The sequence below is a fragment of the Thermoanaerobacter thermocopriae JCM 7501 genome (assembly GCF_001310975.1).
GTDB lineage: Bacteria > Bacillota > Thermoanaerobacteria > Thermoanaerobacterales > Thermoanaerobacteraceae > Thermoanaerobacter > Thermoanaerobacter thermocopriae.
The window spans coordinates 1-23816 of sequence record NZ_BAZY01000017.1 but is presented as its reverse complement, the minus strand read 5'-3'; the positions used below and the strand labels follow the sequence as shown (position 1 = coordinate 23816).

Sequence of the window (23816 nt, the reverse complement as noted above, 5' to 3'; positions counted from 1 at the left end):
TAGAATTAATTTAAACATACCACATATAGTATTATTGCGAGGTGGTAACTTGGCTTACGAAATACAAGAATTAGCAGAAAATAAATTAATTATATTATACATCTTAAACAGAATAAATATGCCTATTACAGACGAGCAAATAAGCAAAATTATCTTAGATAACAAACTTATGAACTATTTCTATTTAAGACAGTACCTTGACGAATTAATAGAAACTGGCTTTATAACGTTAGAAGAAGAAAAATATTTTATCACAGAAGAAGGTATAAACATTTTAAAACTATTTTTCACAAGAATTCCCTTTGAAACACGTCAAAAAATAGATGAGTACATCCTTTTAAACAAAGAAAGAATAAAACAAGAATCCCAATATATAGCTACTTATTACAAAAAAGACGAAAATCAATATATAGCCAATTGCAAAGTAGTAGAAAATGATATAGTTTTGATTGAACTGAACATAAACGTAGTAAACAGCGAACAAGCAAAACTCATTTGCGATAATTGGAAGCAAAAATCTCAAGAAGTGTACGCCTATATAATCAAAGCCTCACGGGTCAATAACAAGCCCTTGGGGCTCTTTTCTCGTTTTAATAAAATTTACTATTCTCATTTCCTCAATGTCAATTATATTCACCTTGTTTTCTTCCACAGAAGAAACATACGCGAACTTATCTAAAACAGTCAAATAAGCAGGTGCATTTCCACAAACAACTTCTTTTTTGTGTTTTGTAAATAAATCTATTTTGCACAGGGTATTAGAATAAGAATTAAGTACATATAAAAAGTTTTCCTTTTTCCGCACCATAGTAGGAACCTTTCCTACTCCTATTTCATCAATTACTTTAAAATTTTGCAAGTCTATAATAGAAATTTTCCCATTTATTCCTGTTTCAAAATAACTTTCTACCACATATAAATAGTCCCAATCCTCAGAAAAAGTCATTCCTATAGGTCTTGCTCCTGCTCCAATAAACTCTACAATTTTATAACTATAAGGGTCAATTAATAAAATTTCATCTGAGTTCATATTGCTAACAAAAATCAAATTATACTTTTCATTGTAAATTATGTCTTGTGGAAAGCTCCCTACTTTAACTTGCCCTATTACTTTTTTCTCTTCAATATCAAAAATACTTATCGCATCTGAATCTCCATTAACCACTAATATACAATCTTTATATATAATACCATTATTAGGATAATTCCCTACATACAAGGAAATTTCTAGAGTAAAATTTTCTAAGTTTATTATGCTAATTGAATTATCATAAGCATTTAAAGAATACAGTTTTTGCCTGTGTTTATCTAAAATCAATCGATGCGGACCACACAAATATTTAGAATAGATATTTAATGGCAGATGTTTATTGTTATATGAGTTGATTTTGGCGAAATCTCTGTGATTTGTCTCCAAATTAACTCGCTCAATAATATCTTCCCCCATATCGGCGATGTAAATGTGCAAAACACATCCCCCCACATATTAGCATAATTCCATAATATGCAGGAGGACTTAAACAGGACCACACGTTTTTAGCTTTTGGATAAAGTTTAAAACCTGCATAAACAAAAATGGTCGGGGCAACAGGATTTGAACCTGCGACCTCACGGTCCCGAACCGCGCGCGCTACCACTGCGCCATACCCCGACATATTATTCATTTTATCATATTCCTTTCCTTTTTTCAATAAACAAAATAAAGTGGATAGTGTCAAGATACTGTAGGATTTTTTTAAGACAACCCCTGTAACTTACATAATTCAGGGCTTCGTCTTATCATGTTCTTTATATGACTTGCGCGTATTTTATTGCTCTTAAAATCCTGTATATTGGCGTTACTTTCCCTATATTCAAAACTGTAATATTATTTATCTTTTCATTTGTAGTGTTAAACAGCAAGATATCACATCCTGGAAAATTGAGATTAAATAAGCTGACTTATCATAAAAAAGTATAAAGATTAAACAATCACTAAACAAGAGATTTTACTTAAAAATTCACATTATACGATCATAAGAACATATTATTCTAAAATCATAGTCATATAGTTTTAAGCATATTCATTTTTGGGTTTTACGCTCTTGGGTAAATGCCATTTTGAATGTACCTTCTCCCCCGGATTGAACCAGGAGAAAGTTGTTTTATGGCACCAACCCTCTCCGAAGTGCTCAGGTTGCACCCCTGCATTTCCCTATCCCCTCCGGAGAAGAAGATACACTCATATATCCAATTATTCTGTAATATTTATATCGCTTTGAGCTCTAAATACTAGCTCACCACTTATAGTTTTTTGACTTTCTTTAGCTCCTAATATCATTGACATTTTTGCAGTAAATTAAGCTCCTAGATTTTTAACGGTGAGGTCAGTTATAAAAATTTTACCTACCAAATCTTGACATGGTAAAAAATTTGACATAAAATTAAGTAGAAGGGAAAAACAGAAAATGGAGGTAAGGAAAAAGATTATGTAATATCCCCAAAAAATATTAGGAGGGAGATCTTTTATGAAACATCAAATAAGATTAACAGCAGTACTGCTTATAACAACGTTTTTAATAGGAATAGTGATTACAGGATTTACTTCAATAGCGAAAGCAAGCACAAAAGAATCGGTTAGTTTGAGTAATACAACAAATTTTGATGACCCCATTGCAGTAATTAAAGATGATTCAAGCAATTAATGATCAGGATCCTTATGAGTATATGAACTATTTTACCAATTCTAATCGCACAGCCATGACACAATTTCTTTCAAATAATAAATCAGAATCATTCTTTAAAGAGAAGGAAGCTAAGTTGATTCAAATTAAAGAGCTTCCAAAAGAAGTAGGTGTAGTAGCTGCAGGCATATCACCTGGAGAAAACTTAAATTTAGATGATACACGTATCTTTTATGCCGAAATTAACTTTAAAGTGGATAAAGAAGATAAATGGCTATATAATGGAACAAACCATCGTGTTATTGTTGTTACAAAAGAAGATGGAAGCTGGAAAATAGTAAGGCTATCAGTCCCATCCATAGAATACTTAAAAGATACCGGCAATGGATTTAATTCAGATGCTGAAAATATTGCTGTTAAAATCGAAAGTACTCTTGATAAAAAAGGACAAATAATGAATATGAAAGGTGCGGTTATTGATAATATTGCTGCAAGTGAAAAACAGCTAAAAGATGAGAAATTAAATGCTAGAGCTATTGAACCTGAAATAAGTATAGATAGTACAGCAGCTGATGAACATACGAGACCTTCCAAGATCAGGGTTTACATGACAAACTCAGTAAATATAAATCATTATGGTTCCGGAACTTACCCTGTTGATTTTGGAGAGTATGTATATAATGTACTGCCAAATGAATGGGGCGACTGGTACAATACGGCGAAAACAGCAGTTCAAGCTGGAGCTATAGCTGTAAAAATGTATGGTTGGTACCATGTGTATCATCCAAAATGGAATTTTAGCCCTTACTATGCTGACGTACAAGATAATACAAATGACCAAGTATATAAATACAATTCAGCGACAACTAATTTTAATAAAGCAGTTAATGATGTTGGAGGGATTGGTGTCGATATACTCAGTGGATCGTCTTATGTTCTATTTGAAGTGCATCACGTAGCAGGATATGAAGGACCAGGCGGGCAATATAGTGGTACGATGTGGCAATATGGAACGTTATATTGGGCAAAACAAGGTAAAGGCTATACTTACATGTGTCATTATTATTGGGACAGATCGTCAACTCAGCCAATACATTTCTTTTACTATTAGAAATTATTTAATTGAGTAGGAATAATTAATGTTTTCCTACTCAATTTTAAAGTTTAGGAGGTATTGTAAATGCGAATAAAAAAATTAACGATATTGGTTTTATTTTTATTTTTTTTATATGGATGTCAGTATCATATTTTTGATAAAAATCAAGTCAAAGTAATCAAATATTCCGTTCCGAATTTAGGATATTTCTGTCCGATTTTTTTTCAAGGGAAAGAGGTTTTAGCACAGCAGGGGCAAGATACACCAAGGGATTTAACAAATATGACTTTGTATTCTAGTAAAGATTTTAAGAAATACAATAAAATAGCTTTATTTGAAGGTCATTTTGGACAATTTTATGTTTCACCGTATAATTCAAAAGAAATATTTTTTATGTCTACTGAAGGGAAAGAAGGAACAGAGCAAATTGTTTTCAAAAGCAACGATGGCGGAAAAAGTTGGGGGCAAGTTTATTATAATTCAGATGATAGTATGATGCTAGCTGATATGACATTTAGTCCTTCCAATAGAAACGAAATATTTTTAGTTAAAAATGATAAAGAACATGGCATTGAAATAATAGAAAGCCATGATTCGGGGATTCATTGGAGCAAGGCAAATTCTACAAAAGAGATTATTATGTCTACTCATCTTGTGATTGATCCTAATAATTCTAAGCATTTTTTAGTTTCTGCTTCAAATGGTCTTTGGGAGAGCATTGATGGAGGTGTTTCGTGGAAACAAATAACTACCTCAGAGTCTTTGACAGCTATTTTTGCTCCTTCTAAAAATGATAATGTGTACTTCACAACTAGAGAATCCATTAATGAAGGATGTATATATGAATTAAATAATGGGAAAATAAAAAAATTAGCATTCCAAACATGGGGGAGTTAATTTACAACGTTGGAATTGCTTATCAAACAGTACAGGAAAAGTATATGTTATAGTAATACGGCAAAATGAAAGCAATTCTCTGTATGATACTACTTTATATTACATTGAAAATGATTCTTTTATCAAAGTAACTAATATTAAGAGTAAATATAGTATTCTTCCAAATTTGATTTTTGACGCTACAAACCAGAATGTTATATACTTTTACAGCTATAAAAATATATACAAAGTAGTATTATCTTGATCTGGATGAAGAAGGCTGAATCTATTTCAGTCTTTTTTACTGTTATTTCTCCGACTTCTTATGACTAAAGCAAGGCCTAATAAGATTATCATTATTGAGATTATCGAGTTTGGATTAAGCCATGCGATGGAGAATTGGTTGTATAAGATGGATACATAGCTTAATATTACAGCGGTGGTTATGACCACACCAAGCCCATCAGTACAAAATCTCTGCTTACGATGTAAAGCTGAAAAAGACCTATTGCAATAGATAGAATGTATAAAGACCATGTGTATTCAGAGTAAACCCAGTTTGTAAAGATGTCAAAGTAAAAAAATGATGCCCATTGATGTCAGTATACCATCAGGAACCAATATTTCAGGATTTTTCCTTTGATTTAAGTAGTTTACTTCCATCATTTATTTTAGAACTACTTAAGACAGTAAGCTTAGCTTTGGGCATAGCTGGAGCCTTTTTACCATTCTTGATAAGTTGATAATACTTACCCTTGTAAGAAAAAACAGACCCTTCAATGATAGTACGTTCCTCCTTTGCACATAAGATATAATCAAGGTTAATATTAGAATCAAGTGGCCTAAAATCAGGTTCAGGATTTTCAGGTTCGACACCAAACTTTTCATTGTAAGCAACAATAAATTGCGATAAAAATGCACTAGCAGCTTCCATAGTATCAATCTCATGAATCTTAAACTCAATAGGAAGCCTGCTTTGAAGCGTATCCCATAGCTTTTCAATGCGGCCTTTAGCTTGTGGAGAATTAGCCTTAATAACGTTGATTCCAAGCTCTCCCATAGCTCTTTCAAACTGCGTAAGATTAACTGTCTTTCCCTCTAATTGCTCTTCTATAGATAATTTACCGCTATTAGGAAAGACAAAGATAGTGGGACGGTCAGAGTATATACTGATAGGGATACCATGGTTGTTAACGATTCGTCTTATGACCTCAAATATCCCTCCATACATTCGTTTGGAGCAAAAAAGTACAAGAATTTCACCGGTAGCGTCATCTATAGCTCCATGTAGAGTAAATGCTTTATTACCTATGAGCCATTCATGTGGAGAAGCATCAATCTGAACCAGCATTCCCTTTTGAGGTTTTCTCTTTCTTCGATGATGAAATTTACGCTTACGATGTTTTTTAGGGCTTTTAATACCCTCATTAGTCAAGATCCTATATATTGTAGAATAACTCACATTAATATTTTCATGTTCTTCCAGTAGCTCAGATGTTTATGTTACACTAAAAGTATCCCAGTATTTCAACTGAAAAATCCCCCCTTTAAGATAAAATTTCTCTCATGAAATAAGATCATGAGGGAGCGGTAGAGTTGATTTCATTGAAAGACAAAAAAGAAATAATATTATCACATATTAGAGATAGTAAATCTCAAAGACAGATATCTAGAGAAACTGATATCGATAGAAAAGTTATCAGAAAATATAATAAAAAAATATGAAGAAAAGAGAATGGACTTGATAAATGAAGGGAAAATAGATGGAAATACAAATATTTAAGAGATCATTGATGACATAATTGAGAAACCTAAATACAATGTTAAAAATAGGCATAAGATAAAGTTAACTGATGAAGTGATAAATCGCATAAAATTTTATCTTAGAGAAAATGAGCAAAAAAGGTATTTAGGACAGTACAAACAACAAAAAAAGAAAATGGATTACTACAGTTATAAGAAAAGTCATCTTCATATATATCTATATCAATATAAGAGACAAAGGGGACGGTTCCTTCCGTCTGAGTTTTTATTCTACTTTAACGGAAAGGAAGGGAGAATTGCTGTGGAACTATTACCTATAGGTGTTATACACAGTCCTTATAAAAAGAAAGGGGAAGCGCCTCATCAAGGAAGGGCTAGGAATGAGGAGGCAACATTATGTATAAACTATCGATTTAAGCTCCTAGATTTTTAACGGTGAGGTCAGTTATAAAAATTTTTACCTACCAAATCTTTACACGGACTTTCTACTACTTCCTTAGTGAAATTTAGAGCATTTTGTAGTATAATATCCTCAAAGATATGTTTTTTCATAAGAGACACCCCTTTCTGTAATGTTTCGTTTCCAAGTTCTATTTTATCACGGGGGTTGTCTCTTGTTTTTTTCACTCAAAAAAAATCCTACGATAATTTTACACTATGAATAAAGTTATAGCCCTACCCAAACTCAAAACTATTTAATTATTTTTTCAAAAACCATTATTAGTAGCAAACTTACCTGAACAATAAATCAGGCGGTCGAAAGACCGCTTTATCATACGTCTATTATTTTTTCCATCAATTCATTCATGTTATATTTGATTTTTTGTTCTTTAGCAATCCTTAAGAGTCTCAAATATTCTTGTCTTGCAAAATCGTACTTTAGCCTTGCTAACTTTATCTTGAGGTAGTTGTCATTTTCCAGCATTTCTAAATTTCTTTCTGCTTCTTTCATCGCCTTTAGTGCCTTATCTATCTCCTGTAACAATGCAGTCCCCGTTATTTCCATAACAACCACCTTCTCATTACGGCCTTTACACCTTACATTATATTAAAACTATATCTTAATTATTACCTTTTTAAGCATAGACCTCACATAACCAATCATGTACAATGAACCACAAAAAAGTACCATATCCTCTTCCTTAGCTATATCCAAGGCATATTTTACCGCCTTTTCAATATTTTCAATTGAAATTACATTTTCTTTATCTATCTTTTGTGCAAGTTCACTTGCCTTATAAGCTCTTTCACTTAGTGGGGTAGTTGTTATTATAATATCTGCCTCTGGCACAATGATATTCAGCATTTTCTGTGTATCTTTGTCTTTAAGCATTCCAATTACTAAAATCAATTTATCATATTTAAATAATTTTAGAGACTCTTTCAAAACAGTCATTCCTTGAGGATTGTGAGCACCGTCTATCACTACGTAGGGTTTTTTTCTCATTACTTCCAATCTTCCAGGCCATTTTGCCTATAAAGCCCTTCCTTTATATCTTTTTCTGTGATTTCGTATCCATACATTCTTAATTTTTCTACGCTCTCAATCGCTAAAGCAGCATTGTAAATCTGATGTTCCCCCAATAAAGTAATTTTTAAGTCCTTGTATTTTTTGTAGTCAAAAATCTGAAAATCAGGGTTTTGTTCTTTTATAATTACGTTACTTTTTTCAAGTACAGTCAAATAAGCATTTCTTACTTCACAGGCTTCTATGATGACCTTCATCGCTTCTGGTTGTTGATAAAAACTCACCACAACTCCCTTTTGCTTGATGATTCCAGCCTTTTCATAAGCAATTTCTCCTAAAGTATGCCCTAATCTGTCTGTATGGTCATAATCAATTGTCGTTATAACAGAAACCAAAGAAGAATCTATGGCATTTGTCGCGTCAAATCTGCCTCCAAGTCCTACTTCTAATACTACAAAATCCACCTTTTCATCGTAAAAATATTTAAAAGCAATTGCAGTTACCACTTCAAATTCCGTCGGATGATTGTATCCTTCCTCCGCCATACGAGATATTATAGGCTTTATATATTCAACATAATAAATCAACTTTTCCTTGGAAATATTTTCTCCATTTATTCTCATTCTTTCTTCAAATTCTTCGAGATAGGGGGAAGTATATAAAGCTACTTTGTATCCAGCCTGCTGCAAAATGTTGCTTATAAAAGCTGATGTAGAGCCTTTTCCATTTGTACCAGCAACATGAATAATTTTAAGACTTTTTTGAGGATTCCCCATATAACTTAATAATCTTCTTATATTTTCTAATCCCAACTTTATGCCAAATTTGTATGTACCATGTATGTAGCTAATCGCTTCTTCATAGTTCATTTAAGCCCATCTCCCATATAAACGGATTTTACAAAAACAACCCCATCAAAACTTCGTCTACATACTCATCTCCAATTTTAAACTGTCGTCGTCTTCTTCCCTCTTCTTCAAAGCCAAATTTTTTGTAAAGATGTATTGCCACTTCATTTGTACTAAAAACACTAAGGCAAAGTTTTTCATAACCTTTGCTTTTTGCCCAATTAATAGCTTCCGTAAACAACTTTGTTCCGATTCCTATATTCCTAAATCGAGCGTCTATACTTACACCTATTTCTCCTACATGTTGTACTTTTGAAGACCTTCCTCCATAATAACGAAAGAGAGTAAGGCAGCCTACGATTTCTCCACCGTAGTCTGCCACTAGGATCAAATCTTTGTTGCGGTCTAAATTTTTAATAAGCTGTTTTTCTTCCTCCTCAGACCAATTAAATGTCTCTGACACCATATACAATTTTTCTCTTCCAACACTGTTTAAAAGCTTTATTATCCCCCTCGCATCTTTTATCTTAGCCTCTCTTATAACCAGTTGAGGCTCTTTTTGTGGCCTTTTAAACAAAGATAACATACAAATCCTCCTAATAGAGGCTAACTCTTTAATAACTTAAGTCTTTCCTCTATGTTTTTAAGCATTGTAGTATATTTTTCCAATTTTTCTCTTTCTGCATTAACTACTTTTTCTGGCGCTTTTTTGACGAAATTTTCATTGTTTAAAAGCCTTGTGCCCTTTCTATTTCGCTTATCACCTTTTGTCTTTCTTCATTAAGCCTCTTTATCTCTTCTTCTAAATCTATTAAATCTTCAAGTGGAAGTACCACCAATCCTCCTTCTATTGCTCCGCTTAAAGCTTTATGAGGAATTTTACTTTTATCTGTTTCAATTACAACTTCGCTAGCACCTGCAAGTTTCATTATATAATTTGTACCTACTTCAAACACCTTTACATAATTTTCATTTTCAACAGCCACAATAACTTTTGCTTTTTTAGAAGGAGAAACATTTGCTTCTGCTCTTAAATTTCTAATGGTCCTAATAGCTTCCATTATAATCTCAGCATTTTTTGCTTCTTCAGTGAAATCCAGTTCTTCTTTGTATTTCGGCCATTCAGCAACCATTATGCTCTCGCCTCATGAGGTAAATTCTGCCATATTTCTTCGGTTATAAAAGGCATAAAGGGGTGCAAAAGCCTCAAAGTATTATCAAGTACATATCTTAAAACAGACTTTGTAACCTTTTTAGCTTCAAGGTTATCACTGTATAACACAGGTTTACTTAGTTCTATATACCAATCGCAAAATTCGCTCCACACAAAGTCATAAAGTTTTGTCGCAGCTATTCCTAACTCAAATTTTTCTAAATTCTCTGTCACTTCTTTTACTATATTGTTATACCTTGTCAAAATCCACTTATCAGCAATAGTTAACCCATCCGTATAAAGGTTAGTATCATTATCAGTTAAATTAAGTAGCACATATCTTGAAGCGTTCCACAATTTATTTGCAAAGTTTCTGCTGAGTTCAACTTTGTCCTGACTAAACCTCATATCGTTTCCTGGAGCATTTCCTATAACTAATGTAAACCTTAAAGTATCTGCTCCATACTCTTCAATAACCTCTAATGGGTCTATCCCATTGCCAAGAGATTTGCTCATTTTTCTACCTTGAGCATCCCTGACTAAACCATGTATCAAAACATGCTTAAACGGTACTTCTTTCATAAATTCCAAACTCATAAAAATCATTCTTGCAACCCAGAAGAAAATTATGTCATATCCCGTAACAAGCACATCAGTAGGATAGAAGTATTTGAGGTCTTGGGTTTCCTCCGGCCAACCCATAGTAGAGAAAGGCCAAAGTGCAGAACTAAACCAAGTATCTAATACATCTTCGTCTTGATGTATGTTGGTACTTCCACAAGCTTCACATTTTTGCGGGTCTTTACGCGATACAGTTATATGGCCACAGTCATCGCAGTACCAGGCAGGAATTCTGTGTCCCCACCATAATTGCCTGGAAATACACCAATCCTTTATGTTTTCTAACCAATTAGTGTATATTTTTTCGAATCTTTCAGGGACAAACTTAATTTTTCCTTCTTTTACAACTTCTAAAGCAGGTTTAGCCAAAGGCTCCATCTTTACAAACCACTGCTTGGAAAGTAGAGGTTCAACTACCGTATCGCATCTGTAACAATGTCCCACATTGTGAACGTGGTCTTCAACTTTTAGAAGTAGTCCAAGATTTTTGAGGTCTTCAACTATTCTTTCTCGCGCCTCATACCTATCAAGCCCTTTATATTTTCCCCCGTTTTCATTAATCGTCGCATTCTCATTCATTATATTGATAAATTCAAGATTGTGTCTTATCCCCATCTCAAAGTCATTTGGATCGTGAGCAGGTGTAACTTTAACAGCACCTGTTCCAAATGAAGGGTCAACGTAGCTGTCAGCAATTACAGGTATCTCCCTTCCTACAAGTGGCAGTATCAAAGTTTTACCTACCACATCCTTATATCTTTCATCATCAGGATTTACAGCAACTGCTACATCCCCCAGCATCGTCTCAGGCCTTGTAGTAGCTATAACTACATATCCATCTTCACCTTTTATGGGATATTTGATGTACCATAAATGTCCTTTATGTTCTTTATGTTCAACTTCCGCATCAGATAAAGCAGTGTTACAATCAGGACACCAATTTATTATCCTGTCTCCTCTATATATAAGCCCTTTTTCATAGAGAGAAACAAAAACTTCTCTTACCGCCCTCGAACACACCTCATCCATAGTAAAGCGCGTCCTTGTCCAATCACAAGAAGAACCCAACTTTTTTAATTGGCTTAAAATACGGTTTTCGTATTTATCCTTCCAGGCCCATGCCCTTTTCAAAAACTCTTCTCTTCCTATTTCTTTCTTTGTGAGCCCCGTTTCTTCTCTTATTGTGTCTAAAACTTTTACCTCCGTCGCAATGCTGGCGTGGTCTGAGCCAGGTATCCACAAAGCTGAATAACCCTGCATTCTTTTCCATCTTATCAATATGTCCTGCAAAGTATTATCAAGTGCATGTCCCATATGCAATTGCCCTGTTATGTTTGGAGGTGGTATAACAATGGTAAATGGCTGTTTTTCAGAGTCTATTTTAGGAGTAAAATATCCTTTTTCCATCCAAAAAGCATAAATTCTATCTTCAAATTCCTTTGGATTGTACGTTTTAGCTATCTCTTTCATGCCTCACACTCCCTCCGTAAAATTTTAAAACCCTTTCACCCACAAAGGGCGAAAGGGCATTTCGCGGTACCACCTTCATTTATCACTCAAGCTATAACGGGCAGACCCGTTTAAACCTACTAAACTTCGGTTTACAGGCTCCAGAGCTACCTTCAGTGTACCTTTGGCAGGAATCCTTTCAGCCCATGGGATTTCCCTCTCTTTAGCCAGTATACACTTACTCCTCTCTTTCATAGCCCCATATTCTGTTTGATATATAATATATATAAAATCTCACCAATTGTCAACAGTTAAGTTGTTTTAAAGCAAACAATCAGATTAAATTTGCATAAGTATGATATAATGATAATAAGAAGATGTTTTAAATCGAGGTGTAAAAAATGTTAAAATTTCATGTTAAGGCAATTACGATGGACGTAGAAGGAAATTTCTCCGTCCTATTGACAGATGAAGAGGAAAAGAAAGTTTTACCTATAGTCATAGGTCCACTGGAAGCTCAAAACATAGCTATCCCTCTTCAAGGAATTACACCGCCTCGCCCTTTAACCCCCGACCTTTTAAAATCTGTTATTGAAGAACTTGGAGGAAAACCTGAAAAAGTTGTAATTACTGATTTAAAAGATGACACTTATTATGCGGAGCTTTATATAAAACAAGGGGATAGAGTTATAAAATTAGACTCAAGACCCAGTGATGCTATAGCTTTAGCAATGCGAACTGATATACCAATTTTCATAAATGTTCGTTTAGCGGAATTCACTTATGATATGGCAGATTTAAAATTTGATGATGGAGATAGTTAAAATTCTACTGGCCCTCTTAAAAATTTAAGAGGGCTACTTTTTTAAAGAATTGTTAACCATTATGTAAAAATAGTTGACAATTCTTTTTAAAAAAAATATAATAATTGTTGTAATAATACAATGAGGAGGAAAAATATGATAAAAACTAAAGACATGATTTTAGCTTCTCTTTTTGCTGCTATTACTTTTATAATGGGTTTTGTAAAAATCCCCTTACCTTTTTCTCCAGTACCTATCACAGGACAGACTTTTGCAGTAATGTTAGCCGGAGGACTTTTAAATCCTACATCAGCATTTTTAAGCCTTTTTATTTTTGACCTTTTAGGTGCAATTGGAATACCTGTGTTTGCTGGACTTACAGGAGGCTTAAATGTTTTAGTAGGCCCTACAGGAGGATATATTTTAAGTTGGCCCTTTGCAGCTTTTTTAATTTCTTTGACTCTAAAAAATAAAAAAGCAAATTTTATTAATATTTTTCTAAGTTACCTCTTATTTGCAATAATTTTTGTTTATATTTTAGGAGTAACTCAGCTCTCTTTTGTTACCGGAATACCATTTAAAAAAGCCATTTTAGTCGGGGCACTTCCTTTTATACCTGGCGACTTAATCAAAGCATTTATCGCTTCCTATCTCACTTTAAAATTAAAGCCTGTTGTAGAGTCCTATGAAAAAAGGCAAGGTTAATTCCTTGCCTTTTTTCTCTATTGCTGAACAGTCGGGCCAAAATTTCCTCTATAGCCTGCTCCTTTATGCGCTCCTTTAGCACCAAAACCTGCTCCCAAGCCTACACCTGTATTGCCATTGCTATTTTTTCCAAGTCTAAGACCTAAACCTACACCTGAACCTTTACCATATTGACAGGTTCCATCCCATGAATTTATCTTGTCTTCAATAGTTTTTTTGATTGTGTCAGCCCTATCCTGAGTTATTTTACCATCTTTAACTAATTGGTCTATAAACCTTCTTTTTGCTCAATTAAAGCTTTTTTCAGATTGTCAAGTGTTATGCCATTTTCTTCTGCAATCTGAACTATTGTTTTCCCTGATTGAAGTTCACTTAGAATTTCATCTGCTGTCTTACCAGTCAGTTTTGCAAGAAAATCTGCATTTTTAGACATGCCATACCTTGGTGCTGTCGTAGAATATTGACCTGGTGCAGAGGAATTAGTTGTGTCTCCATTTGTTGCTGCATAAGCAGCTATTCCACTTAAAAGTATACCTCCTGTAAGTACTACTGCTATTGTCTTTTTGATATTCATTTAAAACCACACTCCTTTTTGAATTTTGTTTTTTATTTGCTACACTTATATAATAACCTTTTAGTTTGAGATAACTATATTGGATTTGTGAAGGATGTGTGAACATTTTTTTAGAGTAATATGAGGGTTCCTACTATGCAAAGTTTTAAAAATAGAAAAGAGATGGCATTTAACCATCTCTTTTTATTCAAAAAATTCAATTAGAGAGAATTACTATATCCTTGAGGAGCAGTATTGGTTTGTCCATTTTTTCCTTCAAAATGTTTGAAAAATCCTTGAGGCAATCCGTTTTGTTCCATATTTTTTACCATTGTATCAATTCTACTTTTAATCGTATTTCCTTGGTCCTGAGTAATAACTCCAAAGCTTACAAATTTATCAACTAATTGTTTTTGCAATTGTGCCATTTGTTTGTAATAATTGATTAACTCATTCTTTTGCTGGTCTGTCAATTTAGATGGATCAACACCTCTCAAAATAAACCCTAATCCATTTTTGCCGCCAAACATAGCATAGCCTTTTTTATCAGCATTAGCTATTGCATTATCTATCGCACTTGTGATTTTGTTTGCTTGGTCTTGAGTTAATAATCCTTCGGATACCAATTTGTTTACTATGTCCTTCTGAAGTGACGCCATTTGTTTGTATATTTCTGTTAAAGCTGCTTTTTGTTGTTCTGTAAGCTTTGAAGTATCAATTCGGCCTATTCCAAAAAATCCTTTGTCAAATCCTCTTCCACCACCAATGAAGAAGGGAACATTGTCTTGATTTGCTTCAGAAACTCTGCTATCAATGTTTTTAATTATATTATCTGCTTGTTGTTGAGTTATAAGCCCTTCTGATAAAAGTTTGTTTATAAACTCTTTCTCAAGGTCAGCTATTTTTTTGTTGTAATCTGCAATTATTTGCTTTTGCTCTGATGTAAGCTTTGATGTGTCAATTCCCAAAAAACCTTTTATGCTGTTTGTCAGCGGTGAATCAATATTTGCTGCAAAAACTGTCAAAGGAATTGCCAAAGCCAATGCAACTGCTAAAACTATTAACCATTTGTTTCTCTTCATACATGGATACCTCCTTTTAGATTTTTCCTTTTCATTCTTTATGATACCCAAATAGTTTGAAGTAATTTTATATAATTTGTGAGAAAAGTGTGAAGTTTAATTTTAAATATTGTAAACTGATTAAAAAATAATTAAACTATAGATGAGAGGTGGTTTTTTATGCAAAAAGTTTTAGTAATTGAAGACGAAGAAGGAATGAGAGATATTTTAAAAACTTATTTAGAAAATAATGGATATGAAGTATTAGTAGCTGAAAATGGCAAAATAGGGCTTGAATATTTTAATAATAATAATGATATAAGCATAATCCTTTTAGATATAATGCTTCCAGATATAAGTGGTTGGAGCCTTTTAAAAACAATTAGAGAAAAGTCAAAAGTGCCTGTAATGATGATAACAGCAAGAGGAGAAGAATATGATAAACTTTTAGGATTTGAATTAGGAGCAGACGACTACGTCGTAAAACCCTTTAGCCCTAAAGAAGTAGTTGCTCGAGTTAAAGCTATTTTAGCCCGAACTTCAGGAGAGTCAGAAGTAGAAAAAACAGAATATGAAGGAATATCTATAAATGTAAGTTCACGACAAGTCACGGTTGATGGAGAAAAAATTGACCTTACACCAAAAGAATTTGACCTTTTAAAGCTCTTAATAGATAATAAAGGAAAAGTGGTATCTCGCGAAAAGTGTCTTAATGAAGTATGGGGATATGATTTTTACGGAGATTTAAGAACAGTTGATACCCATATAAAACAGTTGAGAGAAAAATTAGGAGAAAAGCGTAAACTCATAAAAACAGTGTGGGGGATAGGTTATAAATTGGATGGTGAATAAATTGAAAGGAATACAAAAGAAACTTTTTATCTCTTATCTTTTGGTTGGAGGCATCATATTATCACTGTTTTGGTTGACACAGGTAGTTTTTATTAATAAGATATATTCTTATTATAAAATAAACCAGCTTAAAAATTACAGTGAAAAAATTGTAAATGCAATAAATAACAACGATGAAATACTTATAAGTAAACTTATCGACAAATCTAGTGCCAGAGTTGTGGCAATAACAGAAAATAACATAATAATCGCGGGAGATAACAGAGGATACGGTAAGGGATTGGGAATTCCTGAAATATTTCTTCGTCCTACAAACACTGTAAAAGTTGTAAAATATGAGCATCCTTTTTTGCATATAGAATATCTTTCTATTGTAAGACCTTTTTTACATAAAGGAAAACCCGCTACTTTAATATTGAGCATTCCTATCGCCGCTATAAACGATTCTGTCAATCTTTTTAAGCAAGTTTTTTGGTGGATTTTTGTCATCACACTAATTGCCATATTATCTATATCCGTCTATATGTCGAAAAAGTTTACTCGACCCATACAAATACTAAAAAACGCTGCTCACCAAATCGCTTCTGGAAATTTAAATGTTAAGATAAATTACAAAGAAGAAGATGAATTAGGAGACCTCGCAAAATCCATGAATACCATGGTAAAACAACTGTCTATTACAGATAAATTTAGAAAAGATCTGATTGCAAATATAAGCCATGATTTAAAAACACCTCTCGGCTTATAAGAGGATATTCTGAAATGCTTTTGGACTACTATGGAAATGACAAAGAAAAGCGAGAAAAATACTTGAATACAGTGATTAAAGAAACAGAAAGAATGTCTAAACTGGTAGACGACGTGTTACAACTTTCTAAACTTCAATCAGGAATGGTACAGATAAAAAAAGAAAATATAGATTTAGAAAAACTGATTTTTGAAATTTTAGACATATTTGAAATTCAAATTTTGGAAAAAAATATAGAAGTAAAGCTTAATAATCTTAAACTTAAGGTAATAGCAGATAGGGAAATGATAAAACGAGCCATTATAAATATAATAAGCAACGCTATAGCAAGTATGACAAAAGAAGAAACTCTTTCAATAGAGGCAATACCTCAAGATAAAAATGTTTTAATTAAAATATCAGATACAGGATGCGGCATACCTCAAAAAGATTTAGAGCACATCTTTGACAGATATTACAAAGGAAACAAATCAGGAACAGGCCTTGGCCTTGCAATAGTAAAAGAAATATTGACATTGCACGCCAGTAAATATGGAATAGAAAGCCAAGAAGGAGTAGGTACTACTTTTTATTTCACATTAAAAGCGGGTTAAATCCCGCTTTCAATCTTTAAAAAAATAGCAAATCAATGTGTCTCATCACATTCCGGTAAATATCGCTAATTGAATTCCCAGTCTTTTCAGCAATGGCTTTAACATCTTCATACTCAGGATACGCTTTAATAAGTTTTCCATCTAAATAGCCCTTTTTTACTCTTATCCTTCCGTAAGGAGTTTCCACAATTGAAAAATCCCTATCCAGTTTATGCCTTAAAACTTCATAATACCTTATGCCAAAAGTAGAAGTTTCTCTAAATATTATCTCCTTTAATTTATCAGCATTTTCTTTTTCACAAATTACAGTGAGGAGGGTTCCCGGCCTTTGCTTTTTCATTATAATAGGAGTTAAAAACACATCCAATGCTCCATTTTTAAAGAGCAGTTCAAACAAATATTGATAAAATTCTGGATTCATATCGTCTATATTTGTCTCTAAAATCATCAATGCTTCAGGTTTTTTTTACTTCTTCTTCTCCTACATATGTTCTCAAAACGTTCGGTATCTCTAAATCCTTAGTGCCAGCACCATATCCGATAGAATTTATCTTCATGTCAGGTATACCACCAAACTCATTCGCTAAAGTTTTTACAATAGCGGCACCGGTAGGTGTCACAATTTCACCTTTTACGTCGCTTTGGTACACAGGTATTCCTTTTAAAAGTTCTGCTGTCGCTGGGGCAGGCACAGGCATAAGTCCATGTTGAGTATCTACAAAGCCCGAACTTACTGGCAATGGAGAAGAAACAATCTTATCTGGCTTTATCATGTCTATAAGTATCGCCGTACCTATTATATCTACTATAGAATCTACTGCTCCTACTTCATGAAAATGCACTTCTTCGGGAGATTTTTCATGCACTTTTGCCTCTGCTTCTGCTAATTTCTCGAACATATCAACACTCATTTTCTTAACTTTTTCCTCTAAATCACTCTTCTCGATGATTTCTCTCACATCTTTCATATGCCTATGATGATGCTCTCCTTCATACAATACTTTAAAAGTCTTAGCACTTATACTATTCTTTTGCGTTTTCCCTATCTCTATATCAAAATTGTCTAAAGCTATTTTCTTTACCTTCTTTTTAAACTCTTCCACGTCCACGTGAGATAATAATGAAGCAATAGTCATATCTCCAGAAATTCCAGAAAAACAGTCAAAATACAAAACTTTCATTTAGTTTCCTCCCCTATTTTATTTATTAAGCTGGCAGAATAAGCCGCCCCAAAACCGTTATCAATATTTACAACACTTACGCCACTAGCACAGGAATTAAGCATTGCTAAAAGAGCGGATAATCCGTGAAAATTAGCGCCGTATCCTACACTGGTAGGTACAGCAATTATAGGAGAACTAATTAATCCTCCTAAAACAGTAGGAAGTGCTCCTTCCATACCAGCAACTGCAATCAATACACGGCATTGTCTGATTTCGTCTAATTTATCTAAAAGCCTATGTAATCCTGCAACTCCAACATCATAAAATCTTTTTACAGTGTTTCCCATAAGTTCTGCAGTAATAGCCGCTTCTTCAGCAACAGGCAAATCAGAAGTTCCAGCAGCCACTACTCCAATTATGCCTTTTGTCTTTTCAATTGGCGTATTTCTTATAGAAATTATACGAGCTTTCTCATAATAGACTGCTTTTTCTGCTACCTCTTTCACTGCTTCAAAATGTTCTAGAGATGCTCTCGTCCCTAAAACATTACTTCCATTTTTAAACATATTAAAAGCAATTTCTCTAACCTGCTGGGGAGTCTTTCCTTGACAAAAAATTACTTCAGGAAATCCCTTTCTTACCTCTCTGTGATAATCAATTTTAGCAAATCCCAAATCTTCATAAGGAAGTTTTTTTAAAGCATTTAAAGCTTCATCTGTTGACAACTTGTTTTGTTTAAACTCCATTAAAATCTGCAATATTTTTTCATTATACATTTTTTACCACCCTCATGTGAGGTTCATTTAAGCTACCAGCTCTGTACCCTTCTAAATCCAGTGCTACATATTTAAAACCAGCTCTTTTAATTCTTTTTACAATTTCTTCCCTTATACCTTCTTTAAAAATTGTCTCCATCTGGTCCTTTGGAAGCTCAACCCTTGCAACATCTCCATGGTATCTCACTCTAAATCCTGAAAAGCCTAAGTCTTTTAAATCCTCTTCTGCCTTTTCTACCATAGAAAGTTTATCATAAGTTATTTCTTCCCCATAAGGAATCCTTGAAGCAAGACATGCATAAGAAGGCTTATCCCATGTAGGAAGCCCCATTTCTTTGGATAAAATCCTTATCTCTTCTTTTTTTATGCCACATTCTAACAAAGGACTTAAAATTCCTAATTCTTTTAATGCCCTTCTTCCTGGCCTAAAATCAGACACGTCATCTGCATTTGTACCTTCTAAAATATATTTGAAGCCCTTTTCTTCTGTAATAGCTTTAAACCTTGAAAATAAATTGAACTTACATATATAGCATCTATTTAAAGGATTCTTCTTAAATTCTTCTATTTCAAGAATATCATTAAATTCCACAACCAAATGGGGAATTCCTATTTTTTTAGCAAGCTCTACAGCTTCTTTTAATTCACTTTTAGCATGTATCGGAGAAGTGACAGTCACAGCTAATGCTCTATTCCCTAAAACATCATAACTTACCTTTGCTAAAAAAGTGCTATCTACACCTCCAGAAAAAGCAATTAATGCATTATCTAATTTTGACAAATATTCTTGCAGTTTTTTCAGATTGTCTTTCATTTCTATATTAACACCCCTCTATCGTATCTTCGTAACCTCATAGTGCAAATTGTTTTTTGTATAAGCATTCACTCTTCTTTAATAATTTTTATGGTCTTTTTATAAAACTCCAAGGCGTAGACAACAAAGGCTAAAACAGCCAATAACAACGCTATAATCACCAAAGTAAATCTATAAGGCCACTTAAAAATTGAAAAAATTATCGCAATATAAAAGAAAAGTGTCGCTGCTTTGCCATACTTATTAGCAGGTATAGCAATTTCCTGCTTTTTATAAAGTATCGCGGCACCTATTATCATTGATAGTTCTTTTACCATTAATATAGCAATAACAAAAAAAGGAATTAAACTTCTTATCCATAAACTAGTTAAAACAGTAAGTATCATCAACTTGTCCACAAGAGGATCAAGTAAAGTACCTATTTTTGTAACTTGGTTATAGTGCCTCGCTATATAACCATCCAAAATATCCGTAATTCCTGATAATATAAAAATCGCTGCAGCATAAGTATTCCCCTCAGGAACATAAAAAAAAGTATATACAAAAAGAGGTATAAGCAAAAATCTAATAAATGTAAGAAAATTCGGTATATTCATCTAAACCCTCTACTTGTTAAGTTTAATAAAATTATAATACAAAAACTCTAAAAGTAAAAGGCCCTTATCGGGCTATATTTACAGGAACTTTTGTCTTATTTAAAGCTATACGGAAACTATATCCATCTTCATCTTTTTTAAAGTCTTCTATATCTGTGAGGCATTTGACAAAAATATCATTTTTTGTATGAACTTCTATATCCTCTAAATTATACTTTAAAGCCGTCCTTCTGAGTAAAGAATTAATTATTTCTTGTGCAGTTTCTACACCTACATTTTCCTTCTTCTCAATATAAATATACATACTGCTCTTTTTTTGTTGCCAGTCAATATCGTATAGCACACAGAATCCTAATTTTATACCATCTTTTGTTTCTAATACGAACATTTTACGATTTTTCCCAAAAGGTATATTTAAAACATTGTCTTTCCTTCGAGATATTTTAAACAAATCAATTAAAAATTTAACCACATTAATGTCTTGCAACCATAAGGAAAATATTTTTTTGTCTTTTTTTTCTAAATCTTTAATTAAAACTTTCCCACTTTCCACCATTCCCAACACCACCTATCTATAAATATATATTCTTTACAAATTTCAAAAATCCTGCTTCAAAACAGAAAATAATTTTCGACAAATAAAAAATACAGTAGAAACAAAAAAAGAGGAGCAAAAGCCTCCTCTCAAATTATTGAAATTTTGTAAATCTTTATTTCTGTAATTTATTGTATAGGAATATCATTTAAAATTCCTGAAAATACGCTTATAAAGGTTGCGCCCATAAAAATCATCATTATTATGAATAGAACAATCAAAACTATATAAGGAAGAAAAAATACAAGCACTGCATTACCTGTATTCATTTTGTAATTTTCTCTTATAGCTATAATTTCTAAAACAATTACCCAGATTGTAAATATCGCTAAACATAAATACATAAATATCAAACCAGTTTTGGGATTTAACAAACGTACAAATAAGTTTACAACAACCATAAAAATCATGGGAAGTTTTGCAAACCCTATTGCAGAATACAATCCCTTTGCCGTGCCTATTACTACCTCTTTCTTTTCATCGCCTGTTTTTTGTTCAATTTGAAGATTATTCTCTTCAATTTGATTAAAAGGTACACTATCCTCTACTTTGGCATACATTTTGCCCTCTAAAATTTCAGCTAAAAAATGATACACTGCTGCATAAGCAAAATTAGTCAAAGGAGCTATAAAAATACTTCCAAATACAGTCATTATAGCTAATAGTGACCGTAACCTCCCAAAATCAGGCATACCTGTATTGTAAGAAAAAAAATCTGTCCTATCCATTGTAAAATTATAATTGCTTGTCACAGTCAACAGTCCTGTAACCATAATTATAATAACAGCCTGCCAAATAGGTTTTTTTCTTACAATTTCTCTAATTGTCTCTACTGGTTGAAAAAATATACCATACAATCTTTCCAAAAAATTCACTTCTATGACCTCCTAAATCTTTCAAATTTAAAATTATTGCTTATTTAAATTTTACCACATTTTTTATTTTTTCTTAAAATTTTTCTTAAATTTTTTCAACTTTCGATCCTTCACAAAAACAAATCCCCAAATTACTACTTGGCATAATTGTATTTTTTTCAGTTAAAGATGTAAAAATGACAAACAAATAAAGATATAAAAATAAGGCCTCCTTCTGGAGGTCTTATCCAATATTAGCCATGGTTTTAGTATACTTATCTGCTACTTTGCTAGCTCCGTATGAAGCAGGTTTCACTTGTGCCTCAAATCCACATCCCAATACCATGTTAACCACTTCTTTTATAATATCTCTTGTCTTACCATTTTCTCCTACATCTAAATGAATCTGTATATTTATATCCCTTTTATCAGTCTTATTTATCTTTTCAAAAAGCTGATTCGCTATTTCAATGCTGTAAGTAGCCTCCATAAAAATCCTCTGTTTTAAAGACAACACCTTTTTATTATAAAATTTCCTATAATAATACCTGGCACCTTTCCCCTCTCGGTATATGATTACGGCAGTTACAAAGCAAGATGCGGATTTACCTGGTTGAGAGTCTGTACCCACCATCAACCTGTAATTCGATTGCCGGTCTTCCTCGACAAATTCCATGATGTCTTCAAACATTTTATCGATATGCATTTTTCCCTTAGTTGGGCTAATGAAATACAATGCCCCCATCTCCTTTAATTGCAAATTGCTTAGCGCAATTGAACTATTTTTAATTTTATTTTAATTATACAACATTTTCGTTAAAAGTGAATTAAAATTTTTTAATTTTTTTGTTAAACTATCAATTTTGTGACAAGCAATATCAACTCTGCAGCCGGTATAAAGATAAGCTGAGCCAGCAAAGTGCCTAAAATCTTCCCCATCACGAGAAGTACTACCATACTGTCGACATCATGTTGAGTCCTCTTACCGCTTAAAGCCTGATCGGTAATAAGAGCTGCTACAGGGTCCACTATAACAGTAAACAATACAGTCGCAAATCCGTTTACAATACCCGAAAGCTGACTTGCTGTAATTCTATACTCAGGAATAATGGCTCCGGCGTAAAGTGAAGAAATAATACCTGTAGTGTATATAGAAGTAATAATAACGTTATATATCAAAAAAGTTTTTGGTATGTTGGCCTTCCACACACCTTTTAACATAGACAGCCTTGGCATCACAATTTTTTTCTTTATCTTTTTTAAATTACTCCATCTAAATCCTTTTAGAACAAGCTTAGGAACTGTTCCAGCCCCTTCCATTCCATTTATGGCAACAGTAAAAATCGATACAAAAGTAGGCAATAGAGGTGCCCCTATCAATGCCCCTAATGTAGCAGAAAAAAGTACAATTCTCATATCATTTTGAAGGAGATGGACCTTGTCCATTTTTATCGCCATATCTACAATACTGCCAAGAAAAGGTGCTTGAATCATATTAGATAGCCTTGATATTACAGCCATAATGTTAAAAAGAGAAAGAGCAACAGCAAGCTTTTGAGTTCTTACACCAGAAGGTCTTATTGAATAAGAAAGCGTATCAATCAAATTTATGACCATTGTAAAAAAAGCTACTATTATGAGCCTTTTTATATCTATCATTTATCCTCATCCATTCTTTTATTTAAAATTCTTTTATAATTATATTGTACAATGCCTTTTTTTTCAACATTTATCTTTTGCCAGAATTTATGGTATAATTTTTATA

21 protein-coding genes, 1 tRNA gene, 5 pseudogenes and 1 other annotated feature are annotated in these 23816 nt (G+C 33.0%); of the genes and pseudogenes, 8 read left to right on the top strand and 19 right to left on the bottom strand.

Annotated elements, in window-relative coordinates; genetic code table 11:
• Positions 1–49: 49 nt before the first annotated feature.
• Positions 50–550: pseudogene (locus JCM7501_RS12690) on the top strand (DUF4364 family protein); the annotation flags it as partial.
• On the opposite strand, the gene JCM7501_RS07615 reads toward JCM7501_RS12690, so the two are convergent.
• From JCM7501_RS07615 to JCM7501_RS12995, 3 genes are all read right to left on the bottom strand, one after another.
• Positions 551–1468: a YncE family protein gene (locus JCM7501_RS07615; RefSeq protein ID WP_012994837.1), complete on the bottom strand. Its 918-nt coding sequence runs from the start codon at positions 1466–1468 to the stop codon at positions 551–553.
• 108 nt (positions 1469–1576) lie between these two features.
• Positions 1577–1651 (bottom strand) — tRNA-Pro (locus JCM7501_RS07610).
• A gap of 137 nt (positions 1652–1788) precedes the next feature.
• Entirely contained in the window at positions 1789–1902 is a 114-nt protein-coding gene (locus JCM7501_RS12995; RefSeq protein WP_169303713.1) for a UPF0236 family protein, read from the bottom strand.
• A 605-nt stretch (positions 1903–2507) separates the two neighbouring features.
• Here JCM7501_RS12995 and JCM7501_RS14790 point away from each other — a divergent pair.
• The 3 genes from JCM7501_RS14790 to JCM7501_RS07600 all read left to right on the top strand — a co-directional run bounded on the left by JCM7501_RS14790 (position 2508) and on the right by JCM7501_RS07600 (position 4656).
• Positions 2508–2684, top strand: coding sequence for a hypothetical protein (locus JCM7501_RS14790; protein ID WP_256201289.1), 177 nt, complete (start codon positions 2508–2510; stop codon positions 2682–2684).
• Positions 2668–3774, top strand: a complete 1107-nt coding sequence (locus JCM7501_RS14785) for a SpoIID/LytB domain-containing protein (RefSeq protein WP_256201288.1) — start codon at positions 2668–2670, stop codon at positions 3772–3774. Before JCM7501_RS14790 ends, JCM7501_RS14785 begins: the two co-directional genes overlap by 17 nt.
• A 69-nt stretch (positions 3775–3843) precedes the next feature.
• A complete protein-coding gene (locus tag JCM7501_RS07600) occupies positions 3844–4656 on the top strand; it encodes a WD40/YVTN/BNR-like repeat-containing protein (RefSeq protein WP_054644840.1) in 813 nt (270 codons plus the stop codon).
• Positions 4657–5260: 604 nt separating this feature from the next.
• On the opposite strand, the gene JCM7501_RS07595 is transcribed toward JCM7501_RS07600, so the two are convergent.
• From JCM7501_RS07595 to JCM7501_RS07565, 5 genes and pseudogenes are all read right to left on the bottom strand, one after another.
• A complete protein-coding gene (locus JCM7501_RS07595; RefSeq protein WP_154653775.1) occupies positions 5261–6121 on the bottom strand; it encodes an ISNCY family transposase in 861 nt (286 codons plus the stop codon).
• Between the two features lie 1050 nt (positions 6122–7171).
• A complete protein-coding gene (locus tag JCM7501_RS07580) occupies positions 7172–7405 on the bottom strand; it encodes a hypothetical protein (RefSeq protein WP_012994834.1) in 234 nt (77 codons plus the stop codon).
• A 48-nt stretch (positions 7406–7453) separates the two neighbouring features.
• Positions 7454–8736, bottom strand: a pseudogene (locus JCM7501_RS07575) (bifunctional folylpolyglutamate synthase/dihydrofolate synthase).
• A gap of 28 nt (positions 8737–8764) precedes the next feature.
• Positions 8765–9301, bottom strand: a complete 537-nt coding sequence (locus tag JCM7501_RS07570; RefSeq protein ID WP_028991541.1) for a GNAT family N-acetyltransferase — start codon at positions 9299–9301, stop codon at positions 8765–8767.
• Positions 9302–9321: 20 nt separating this feature from the next.
• Positions 9322–11959, bottom strand: a pseudogene (locus JCM7501_RS07565) (valine--tRNA ligase).
• A 41-nt stretch (positions 11960–12000) separates the two neighbouring features.
• Positions 12001–12202: a binding site (T-box leader), on the bottom strand.
• 137 nt (positions 12203–12339) lie between these two features.
• On the opposite strand from JCM7501_RS07565, the gene JCM7501_RS07560 reads away from it, so the two are divergent.
• Together JCM7501_RS07560 and JCM7501_RS07555 are read left to right on the top strand one after the other, a co-directional pair.
• Positions 12340–12762: a bifunctional nuclease family protein gene (locus tag JCM7501_RS07560; RefSeq protein WP_028991543.1), complete on the top strand. Its 423-nt coding sequence runs from the start codon at positions 12340–12342 to the stop codon at positions 12760–12762.
• 135 nt (positions 12763–12897) lie between these two features.
• Positions 12898–13446 carry a biotin transporter BioY gene (locus JCM7501_RS07555; RefSeq protein ID WP_028991544.1) on the top strand — a complete coding sequence of 183 codons (549 nt, stop codon included), beginning with the start codon at positions 12898–12900 and terminating at the stop codon, positions 13444–13446.
• Positions 13447–13463: 17 nt separating this feature from the next.
• Here the strand turns inward: JCM7501_RS07555 and JCM7501_RS07550 are convergent.
• Together JCM7501_RS07550 and JCM7501_RS07545 are read right to left on the bottom strand one after the other, a co-directional pair.
• Positions 13464–14020: pseudogene (locus tag JCM7501_RS07550) on the bottom strand (DUF2680 domain-containing protein).
• 200 nt (positions 14021–14220) lie between these two features.
• On the bottom strand, positions 14221–15081 hold the full coding sequence (locus JCM7501_RS07545; protein WP_028991546.1) for a YckD family protein: 861 nt from the start codon (positions 15079–15081) through the stop codon (positions 14221–14223).
• A 159-nt stretch (positions 15082–15240) separates the two neighbouring features.
• Here JCM7501_RS07545 and JCM7501_RS07540 point away from each other — a divergent pair, with 159 nt between their 5' ends.
• Both JCM7501_RS07540 and JCM7501_RS15900 read left to right on the top strand, forming a co-directional pair.
• Positions 15241–15912, top strand: coding sequence for a response regulator transcription factor (locus tag JCM7501_RS07540; RefSeq protein WP_012994827.1), 672 nt, complete (start codon positions 15241–15243; stop codon positions 15910–15912).
• Between the two features lies 1 nt (position 15913).
• A pseudogene (locus tag JCM7501_RS15900) lies at positions 15914–17253 on the top strand (sensor histidine kinase).
• 16 nt (positions 17254–17269) lie between these two features.
• On the opposite strand, the gene larC2 reads toward JCM7501_RS15900, so the two are convergent.
• The 9 genes from larC2 to JCM7501_RS07490 form a co-directional block, all read right to left on the bottom strand.
• Positions 17270–17701: a nickel pincer cofactor biosynthesis protein LarC2 gene (gene larC2, locus JCM7501_RS07530; RefSeq protein WP_028991548.1), complete on the bottom strand. Its 432-nt coding sequence runs from the start codon at positions 17699–17701 to the stop codon at positions 17270–17272.
• 7 nt (positions 17702–17708) lie between these two features.
• On the bottom strand, positions 17709–18434 hold the full coding sequence (larC, locus tag JCM7501_RS07525) for a nickel pincer cofactor biosynthesis protein LarC (protein WP_054644839.1): 726 nt from the start codon (positions 18432–18434) through the stop codon (positions 17709–17711).
• Entirely contained in the window at positions 18431–19192 is a 762-nt protein-coding gene (gene larB / locus JCM7501_RS07520; RefSeq protein ID WP_028991550.1) for a nickel pincer cofactor biosynthesis protein LarB, read from the bottom strand. The genes larC and larB overlap by 4 nt, the downstream gene beginning before the upstream one ends.
• Positions 19185–20006 carry an ATP-dependent sacrificial sulfur transferase LarE gene (gene larE / locus JCM7501_RS07515; RefSeq protein ID WP_038001935.1) on the bottom strand — a complete coding sequence of 274 codons (822 nt, stop codon included), beginning with the start codon at positions 20004–20006 and terminating at the stop codon, positions 19185–19187. The genes larB and larE overlap by 8 nt, the downstream gene beginning before the upstream one ends.
• Before the next feature lie 68 nt (positions 20007–20074).
• On the bottom strand, positions 20075–20602 hold the full coding sequence (gene pgsA / locus JCM7501_RS07510) for a CDP-diacylglycerol--glycerol-3-phosphate 3-phosphatidyltransferase (protein ID WP_028991552.1): 528 nt from the start codon (positions 20600–20602) through the stop codon (positions 20075–20077).
• 64 nt (positions 20603–20666) lie between these two features.
• Complete coding sequence (locus JCM7501_RS07505) at positions 20667–21158, bottom strand: hypothetical protein (RefSeq protein WP_013150047.1); 492 nt, start codon at positions 21156–21158, stop codon at positions 20667–20669.
• Between the two features lie 167 nt (positions 21159–21325).
• Complete coding sequence (locus tag JCM7501_RS07500) at positions 21326–22072, bottom strand: Yip1 family protein (protein ID WP_028991553.1); 747 nt, start codon at positions 22070–22072, stop codon at positions 21326–21328.
• A 223-nt stretch (positions 22073–22295) separates the two neighbouring features.
• A complete protein-coding gene (locus JCM7501_RS07495) occupies positions 22296–22787 on the bottom strand; it encodes a ribonuclease H-like YkuK family protein (protein ID WP_012994820.1) in 492 nt (163 codons plus the stop codon).
• Positions 22788–22900: 113 nt separating this feature from the next.
• Positions 22901–23710, bottom strand: coding sequence for a lipid II flippase Amj family protein (locus JCM7501_RS07490; RefSeq protein WP_012994819.1), 810 nt, complete (start codon positions 23708–23710; stop codon positions 22901–22903).
• Positions 23711–23816: the final 106 nt, after the last annotated feature.

What these genes read in the sequence shown, in the direction of transcription:
- JCM7501_RS07540 (WP_012994827.1), top strand. Translation starts at nt 15,241, where the DNA reads ATGCAAAAAGTTTTAGTAATTGAAGACGAAGAAGGAATGAGAGATATT.
- larB (WP_028991550.1), bottom strand. Translation starts at nt 19,192, where the DNA reads ATGTATAATGAAAAAATATTGCAGATTTTAATGGAGTTTAAACAAAAC.
- JCM7501_RS07505 (WP_013150047.1), bottom strand. Translation starts at nt 21,158, where the DNA reads ATGGTGGAAAGTGGGAAAGTTTTAATTAAAGATTTAGAAAAAAAAGAC.
- JCM7501_RS07600 (WP_054644840.1), top strand. Translation starts at nt 3,844, where the DNA reads ATGCGAATAAAAAAATTAACGATATTGGTTTTATTTTTATTTTTTTTA.
- JCM7501_RS07570 (WP_028991541.1), bottom strand. Translation starts at nt 9,301, where the DNA reads ATGTTATCTTTGTTTAAAAGGCCACAAAAAGAGCCTCAACTGGTTATA.
- larC (WP_054644839.1), bottom strand. Translation starts at nt 18,434, where the DNA reads ATGAAAGTTTTGTATTTTGACTGTTTTTCTGGAATTTCTGGAGATATG.
- pgsA (WP_028991552.1), bottom strand. Translation starts at nt 20,602, where the DNA reads ATGAATATACCGAATTTTCTTACATTTATTAGATTTTTGCTTATACCT.
- larC2 (WP_028991548.1), bottom strand. Translation starts at nt 17,701, where the DNA reads ATGATTTTAGAGACAAATATAGACGATATGAATCCAGAATTTTATCAA.
- larE (WP_038001935.1), bottom strand. Translation starts at nt 20,006, where the DNA reads ATGAAAGACAATCTGAAAAAACTGCAAGAATATTTGTCAAAATTAGAT.
- JCM7501_RS14790 (WP_256201289.1), top strand. Translation starts at nt 2,508, where the DNA reads ATGAAACATCAAATAAGATTAACAGCAGTACTGCTTATAACAACGTTT.
- JCM7501_RS07560 (WP_028991543.1), top strand. Translation starts at nt 12,340, where the DNA reads ATGTTAAAATTTCATGTTAAGGCAATTACGATGGACGTAGAAGGAAAT.
- JCM7501_RS07580 (WP_012994834.1), bottom strand. Translation starts at nt 7,405, where the DNA reads ATGGAAATAACGGGGACTGCATTGTTACAGGAGATAGATAAGGCACTA.
- JCM7501_RS07555 (WP_028991544.1), top strand. Translation starts at nt 12,898, where the DNA reads ATGATAAAAACTAAAGACATGATTTTAGCTTCTCTTTTTGCTGCTATT.
- JCM7501_RS14785 (WP_256201288.1), top strand. Translation starts at nt 2,668, where the DNA reads ATGATTCAAGCAATTAATGATCAGGATCCTTATGAGTATATGAACTAT.
- JCM7501_RS07545 (WP_028991546.1), bottom strand. Translation starts at nt 15,081, where the DNA reads ATGAAGAGAAACAAATGGTTAATAGTTTTAGCAGTTGCATTGGCTTTG.
- JCM7501_RS07490 (WP_012994819.1), bottom strand. Translation starts at nt 23,710, where the DNA reads ATGATAGATATAAAAAGGCTCATAATAGTAGCTTTTTTTACAATGGTC.